This window comes from bacterium, from assembly GCA_023230585.1.
Classification (GTDB): Bacteria; Ratteibacteria; UBA8468; order B48-G9; family JAFGKM01; genus JALNXB01.
Genome location: JALNXB010000076.1, coordinates 1 through 7,572 on the forward strand (window position 1 = coordinate 1; position 7,572 = coordinate 7,572).

The 7,572-nt window shown below is 37.5% G+C and carries 7 protein-coding genes; 1 reads left to right on the top strand and 6 read right to left on the bottom strand.

Going from position 1 to position 7,572, the window contains the following annotated elements:
• The 5 genes from M0P98_08730 to M0P98_08750 form a co-directional block, all read right to left on the bottom strand.
• Positions 1–1,478: hypothetical protein (locus M0P98_08730; GenBank protein MCK9266933.1), on the bottom strand; the 1,478-nt coding region annotated here is incomplete at its 3' end.
• Positions 1,479–1,689: 211 nt separating this feature from the next.
• Complete coding sequence (locus M0P98_08735) at positions 1,690–1,911, bottom strand: hypothetical protein (protein ID MCK9266934.1); 222 nt, start codon at positions 1,909–1,911, stop codon at positions 1,690–1,692.
• 222 nt (positions 1,912–2,133) lie between these two features.
• Positions 2,134–3,102, bottom strand: coding sequence for a hypothetical protein (locus M0P98_08740; protein ID MCK9266935.1), 969 nt, complete (start codon positions 3,100–3,102; stop codon positions 2,134–2,136).
• A gap of 10 nt (positions 3,103–3,112) precedes the next feature.
• Positions 3,113–4,171, bottom strand: coding sequence for a hypothetical protein (locus tag M0P98_08745; protein MCK9266936.1), 1,059 nt, complete (start codon positions 4,169–4,171; stop codon positions 3,113–3,115).
• A gap of 35 nt (positions 4,172–4,206) precedes the next feature.
• Positions 4,207–5,250 (bottom strand): hypothetical protein, encoded by a 1,044-nt coding sequence (locus M0P98_08750; GenBank protein ID MCK9266937.1) that lies wholly within the window; start codon positions 5,248–5,250, stop codon positions 4,207–4,209.
• Positions 5,251–5,586: 336 nt separating this feature from the next.
• Between M0P98_08750 and M0P98_08755 the strand changes: the two genes are divergently transcribed.
• Entirely contained in the window at positions 5,587–6,459 is an 873-nt protein-coding gene (locus M0P98_08755) for an amidohydrolase (GenBank protein MCK9266938.1), read from the top strand.
• On the opposite strand, the gene ribF is transcribed toward M0P98_08755, so the two are convergent.
• Positions 6,449–7,351 carry a riboflavin biosynthesis protein RibF gene (gene ribF, locus M0P98_08760; GenBank protein MCK9266939.1) on the bottom strand — a complete coding sequence of 301 codons (903 nt, stop codon included), beginning with the start codon at positions 7,349–7,351 and terminating at the stop codon, positions 6,449–6,451. The genes M0P98_08755 and ribF overlap by 11 nt on opposite strands.
• Positions 7,352–7,572 lie beyond the last annotated feature (221 nt).

The window sequence follows — 7,572 nt, forward strand, 5'->3', positions numbered from 1 at the left end:
AAAGAGATGCTCTCTGTAATAAAATATTTTCCACCTCTTAAATATACTGCTATTCCACCTTTAGGCATACCTTTATCTTTTATTTTCCTTACCTCTTCCTGAGCCCTGTTTATGGAGGCGAAAGGTTTTTTCTTTGTACCAGAGTTCTTATCGCTACCTTTTAGCGAAACATATATTCCATATTTCGGTCTGTTTACCCATTCTATACGTTTTTCTCTTAAACTTTTTTCCACTGCACCGTCAGGTAGACCGTCTATCTCCTCTAACCTGCTCCTTAAGTCCAGCCGGTAGCCCTCGTGAGGGTAGTGTGAAGTCTCTTGCTGCCTAAAGAGTTCTTCGTATATCTTTCTTGCCTGACTATGTTTCTTCTCTTGTCTGTAACTGTCGCCAGTGTAAAGAGTGGCACGGAATACGTGGTGTTTTTGAATCCCTGCTGTCTTTATTATCAAAGCATACAACTGTCTTGCTCTAACGTAGTTTTTCTGCTCAAGATAGGTTTCTGCCTGCTCAAAAAGCCCGTATATACGGTAAAAATCTGTTAGCCCAGGAAGCCCAAGAAACTCATTGTAAGTCTTGTGTGCGTTTGCAAAATTCTTATTTAGACGGTATATCTTTGCTATGTTGCAGAGTGATATTTCCTTCATATAATCTATGCCAGAGGTATCTTTTATAGATTGATATTCTATGAGTGCTTCTCTGTATTTGCCCTGTTTTATAAAATCGTCTGCTTTTTTGAATATTGTTTTTGCCTTTTCTGTAGTGGTGGATATCTTTTCTGTCTTGTCTGTTTCTTCTATATGTGAAAGTATAAGTTTTGTTTCGTCTTCAGTTCCCGCAAGTTTTAAGGCGCTATTGAACGCTTCCCGTGCCCCTGTATAATCTTGTCGGACCAGCCTTGCCCTGCCGGCTGCCTCTTGCACTGCATATTCTGGATTACTGAACATTTTTTTCTTGATATGAGAGATTGAAGGATTGTTAAAGTTGGCACCCGTATCGCTTACAAGCGTTACTATAATTGCATCAACTGACCTGTTGTAATTTTGTAACTTATCGGGTATTATTATTTTTCCTGATATAAGAGTCCATTCTTTTTTTGCACTGCCTTTAAATCCTTTCAGTCCTCCGTTATAAGCAAAACCGCCTTTTTCTGTGCGGGCATAGGTGTATATGGTGCATAAGACTTCTTTTTCTTCTGCAGATTTTGCATAAAAACCTATTTCTATCTCGTCACCGGCGGAGACTTCAAACTGTTTACTCATAAGGTGCCCTTTCACGAAAGCATAGGTGTTTTTCTGCCATGTCGCCTTTTGTGGGTCCCATATTTCCTTCTCCTTGATGACCCTGAATATGGAATCTTTAACTGCGTTGTTTAAACTCCATCCTTCAGGGAAATCTGACGGGTTATAATCAAAAGCTTTTACTGTTGAACCCAGTATCAGAATCAAACCAAAAACCACAGAGATTTTATTAAGCCTCATTTAAAAACTCCTTATGTAAAATATTCAAAAACTTATCTCCCTCTGACTTTCATAAGTTTAACTTTATTACATATTTCTACAAATTGTCAACAAAGTTTTGCAAGCATTTTGTAAAGGTTGATAAACGTGCATTCTAAAGGTCAGACCCTCTGAAGGCAAAAAAAAAGGGGGAAGCGTGCTGCCTTCCCCCTTTAAAGAGTTGTTTACTTTATTAAGATTTCGGTTTTTCTTCTTTCTTCTCTTCTTCTTTTTCTTTCTTTTCAGCACTCTTGTCTTTTATATCGCTAATACCAGCAGCAATAGCAATGGCTCCACCTAAGAGAAGTAAAAAAGGAATAGCAGCCATAAGAGCTTTTACAAATAAAGGAAACCATTTAGCAAGTCCCCAGATACCTAGTATTACAGCTATAATACCACCTATTAGTGCTCCCATATCTTCTCCTTTATCCCGCATTTTTCGGCGGGATTTACCCTGTTTTTAGGCAGGGTTATATCACCTATTTATTTTTTACCTTAACTTGAGAACTTCTTATTTTGAGATTACCTGTAGTTAGCAAATTTTTCTGTTGCAACAAAAAGTTTTGGATGTGCAACCCTTGTACTGCCAACCATTATTTAATATATCATAAGGGGTAATAATTTGTCAATAGAAAATTTAAACCTTAGGCAGTCTCCAGGGTTTTCTCTTTCTGAAGGGCTCCTGAAACTGGTTCTTTATCTTCTTCTTTTCTTCAAGATGTATCATACAAGCTCTTATACAGCCAGCAGCTCCTTCGAGAGCTCTTGCGTAATGATATAAAGAAGGAGTTTTGTAGTTTCCTGTTGTTCTGGGGTTTGTATAGCCTGCGGCATCTTCAGGGGTGACAACGAAAGGATTAGTTTCGGGTGTAGCTCCCTGAAATCCCTGGGCGCATTTGGCTATATCTATATCTGCCCATTCCAGTGTTTTTCCTGCAATTTGTATTTTAACAGTTTTATCTAAAGGTATCGCTTGAACAGTGCAAGCTTTAACGCACATTTTACACATATCACATATCTTTTCTTCAGGCATAGGGTCTGGTTTGAGAGGTGCTTCGGTTACTATGGCTGCCAGGCGTTGGCGGGGACCAAATTGGGGGCTCAAAAACATTTTGTTGTAACCTATATCTCCCAGTCCTGCAGCAAAAGCAGAAAGTCGCATATGTATAAAAACATTGGGATGAGGTTTCTCTGGTGATACATTCATACTGAAACGAGGGTTGGGTGGATAGTCGTTATTTTTAACACGTGGTGGATTATAACAGTTTGCTCCTCCCCATGGAAAATTGTTAGGGATAGGGATTGCTTCATACCCTTCGTCTTCTATCATCTTACATACATTCCACAAAACAAGAGGTTGTTGTATAAAATTTATTGAAGCATACCCCATAGAACAGTAGCTTGTCCAGAATGTTCCTTCCTCTATACCTCTGAACACGCCTCTGAAATGCCTGAATCCCATTACAATTATAGATTTACCGTCAGGAAACATATATCTTGGGTCAAGCTGCTTGGGAGCGCCGTCAAACCTATCATAAGATGCAACTCCTACAATATCAGCTCCGAGGGTTTTTGCATATTTTTTAATTTTTTCTGAAGTTAACACGGTCATCTCCTTATTCGTCGACTTTCATTCTATTTTCTATATATTTATCGGTAGAACTTTGTCGTTCTTCTTTTAATACCCATGCAGGTTTTCTGCGGAAAGGCTTTTTGAATTTGTTTGTAAGTTTTCCTTGACTTTCAAGGTGCATAAAGCACGCCATCTGGCAACCTCTCATACCTTCTATACCTCTTCCATCAAAATTTGTAGGTTCAAGCTTATATTTCATAGATTCAGTATAGGGCTTCTTATTAAAACCTTCTTCATCTTCTTTGGTAACCATAAAAGGATTAAACTCTTTGGTGCCACCGTGAAAAGCAATGCTACATTTCTTGAAATCAACCTTTGCCCACTCAAGTTTTTTGCCTGCAACAATTGCTGCTACTTTCTCTTTTTCAGAGATAGCTTTACCTGGACATTCTTTAACGCATAGCATACAGTTGTCACATAAAGGTTCCTCATATAAAGGGTCTTCCTTTAAAGGCATATCAGTGATAACGCAAGAAAACATTTGTCTGGGACCAAACTCTGGAGTTAAAAACATCCCGCTATACCCGATGTTACCCAAACCAGCTGCATAAGCGAGAAGTTTGAAGGGTATAAAAATATCTGGAGCAGGTTTTGAAGGGCTGACAGGTCTTGACCATTTACCTGCATATTTATCCATATTTCCGTATGCTGTCTTATTTACGTTTATAAAATCCTGACCTATCATATCTGGCTGTAAGTTGTCTATGTTGCTCCACGGAAAGTTGTCAACCACAGGTATTGCTTCATATCCCTGGTCTTCAAGAATTTTTGTAAAATTCCACATTGTCACTGGTTGGAATACCCATCTTATCCCGTTGTAACCCATAAGGTTATAACTTGCAAACCAGGTTCCTTCTTCAATTCCCCGGAATACTCCCCTAAATATCCTGTATCCTAAAACTATCACAGACTTTGCTTCAGGAAATATATAAAGAGGGTTCATCTCTTTTGGTAAGTCTTTTAATCTTTCTGTTGAAGTGATACCTACAATATCTGCACCACAAAGTTTGGCGTGTTCTTTTATCTCTTTTTCAGTCAGCATTGTATCCTCCTAAGGTAAATATATTTAATTTGATGTTAAAGGGAATGGTCCTGTGTAAGCACTTGCTTCAATACTTGTGTGCAGTAATTACATTCATGGCAGTTCTGCTTACAAGTAGATGTTGTTGCAAACCAGTCTTCCGGAAATTTTTTATTGTCTATAATATGTGGGGAGATGATAGAAGAAAAACCTGGCTCAAAAAGTTCAAGAAGGTTTCCGTTAAAACTTTTTCTAATATAAGCTTCTACTACCTGCATAGGGTTACTGTGCATTCGGGTGGCTAACTTTACTGAAGGGATAAGTCTGTTATAATGGGCAAGGTCTTCAGGGCGTATCCAGCTACCTTGCAACAGAGTTCTCCAGTTGTTAGGGTTCTGATAATAATTCCAACAGAGCGTTGGGGACCAATCTTTTATATTGATGGTTTCAAGTATTTCTTTTTCGTGGGCTACCATATTGTCATGGTAGGTTTGAGCAGAGCAGAAGTTTAGACAACCGCTGTTTACAAGAAGATATAGACCTTTATGATTATCATCTGCCCATTTTTTCACCATCTCTACATAACCAAGATTTCTGTTATATTCTCTCTGTAGGTAAAAACTATCAAAAAAATCTGAAACATACTTCATCCCGGTTATTGTACCAATTCTCATATTTACAGAAGCCCTTATATCTATAGACGGGAAAACATTCTTTATAATGTGGGCTATGGTAAGTGAGGTTGTTGTAACAATTTCAACTCCGTTTAGCAGGTTTTGAAGGTGTTCAAGAACAGAGATTACCTGGTTTTGAAGGTATTCGCTTACAGCATATTGTCCATAACAGTTGGAGTTGAGAAGAAGGTTGAGTTTTATCTGTTTACTTTTTATATATTTAAGGTCATCTTCAAGTTTTTTTTGTCCATCCCAGAATACATACCCTCTCCTGGTGAGTAAAGGGGCTCTGCCGGACGCCATATTAGCCCAGGGGAAGTAAACCTCAGATATTTGTGCTTCGAACTTGTCTATAATATCAAGAAAAGGTGGTTCATCTTTCTCTTCCTGTAGTTGATATCCTATGGCGAACTTTATCTTATCCATTTTGAATAAATAAGAAACTGCCTGTATAAATTGTATTACAAGCAAACTTCTTTATAACTTTGAGAGGAAATAGTAGATTTCAAGTTAAACTTTACTTAAAACTCTATCATACATACGACAAATTGTCAAATTTAATTATGTTGCGCCCCCCCTCTCTTTCCGAACCCTTCTACCTGCCCAGTCTGTCATCCTGAACTTGTTTATCCTGCCAGGGTTTCAGGATCTCCTCTTTTATCCCGACAGTTTTTCTGAGGGGTTTATCCTTGCCTTTTGCTTTTCTCTTTATAAAAAAGTATAATACTTAATCATAACGTAATTTAATATTAAGGAGAAAAAATGTTTATAGATATACACGGGCACGCTTATAAAAGACCTTATCCAGGACATGGAGGTAAACCAATATTTTCTACTCCTGAACAATTGTTGGTAAAGTACGATAAGTTTAAAATAGAAAAAGCTGTTTTACTACCTCTTGTTAGTCCAGAAGTTTATTTACCTCAATCAAATGAGGAGATTCTTGAAATTACAGAAAAATATCCTGATAGGTTTATTCCTTTCTGTAACATTGACCCGAGGGCTATTTCCAATACTGAGAATGCGCCTTTAGGGTATTTACTTGAACATTATAAAAATTGTGGTTGTAAAGGTATAGGTGAGGTAATGCCAAATATCCCTTTTCTGCACCCTATGGCTTTAAACCTTTTTCATCATGTTGAGATTGCCGAACTGCCACTAATTTTTGATATTACTACCCGTATAGGGGGAGCCTATGGTCTTTATGACGACCCTGGTCTTCCGCAATTTGAACAATGTTTAAGAATGTTCCCAAAACTTAAATTTCTTGGACACGGACCTCCCTTTTGGGCAGAAATATCTGAACTTGAAACTCCTGCCGATAGGGCAACCTACCCTCAATATCCAATAAAAAAGGAAGGGGTTGTGCCTAAACTTCTACGGAGATACCCAAATCTTTACGGTGATTTATCGGCTGGGAGTGGCTATACAGCGCTTGCAAGAGACCCTGAATATGCAGTAAAATTTTTGATAGAGTTTCAGGATAAACTATTCTTTGGAACGGATATATGTGGGAACGATGGTGAGCCACCATTACCGGGCTTTCTCACATCTCTCCTTGAGGAAGGTAAAATAAGCGAGAGTGTATTCAAAAAGATAGCCAAAGAAAATGCAATAAAATTGCTTAACCTATAATTTTATTGGTTTTCGTAATATGTTTTATCTTTTCTATATCAGAATATATCTGTGTTTTGAGTTGTGATTCATTCTCAAAGATTTTTATGCCACGAACTTTTTGTATAAGGTAAACCTTTAGAGTTTCATCATAAAGATTTTTTTCAAAATCAAAAAGATATACCTCAAACTTTCTTTCATTTTTTTCAAACGTTGGGGAGTTGCCTATATAAATTGCTGATGAATACAGTTTGTTATTATGCTTTACAAATCCAGCATAAACCCCTTCTGATATTTTTATATTATTGAACAGTTGTAGGTTGGCTGTTGGAAAACCAAGTTTGCCTCCAATCTTATCTCCGTGAATTACTTTTCCTTCTATTGAAAAGGTTCTACCAAGAAAATCTGTTACTTTGTTTAGTTCTCCCTCTTTTAAGGAAAGCCGTATTTTTGTTGAATTTATAATTTCTCCGTCTTTTTTTTGTGGTGGTATTAGAAGAAGGTTATACCCATATTTTACTGAGTTTTTTTGTAAAAAATTGATATCTCCCTTTCGTTCTGCCCCAAAATGAAAGTTGTAACCAACCACTATGGTCTTTGTTCCCATTTCAGAAAGAATATCAAGAAAGGTGTCTGCTTCAATCTTATAAACCTCTTGAAAGTCGCACCATATACATAATTTAATTCCAGATTTTTTTATGAGGGTAAGTCTGTCTTCCCAACTATAAAGCATAAATTCGTTAGGAAAGTTTCTAAATGTGAAAACAGAAGGGGTTAGTGAGTCCTTTTGGGATTCACAAAGAACTTTGTTAAGTATTGATTGGTGCCCTATGTGTACTCCGTCAAATTTGCCTATCCCAATACCTATATCACTATTTTCTTTTTTGTAAGATTTAAAATGGATAACTCTCATTATAATTCTCCTGAATTGTTGCTTATGCTTATTCTCTTTACAACGTTGTTTGTCTTTATCCTATACACTATTGTTTATTCCCATTCCTTTTCCGCCTTCGGCGAGATTGCCACGTTACGAAGCCCCTCCTACGCCAAGGTATACCTGCCGAAGCTTGTATTTTAGCGTAGGTTGGCTTCGGCGGGTAAAGCTCGCAAGATAAACTGCAAAAGACGGAATGG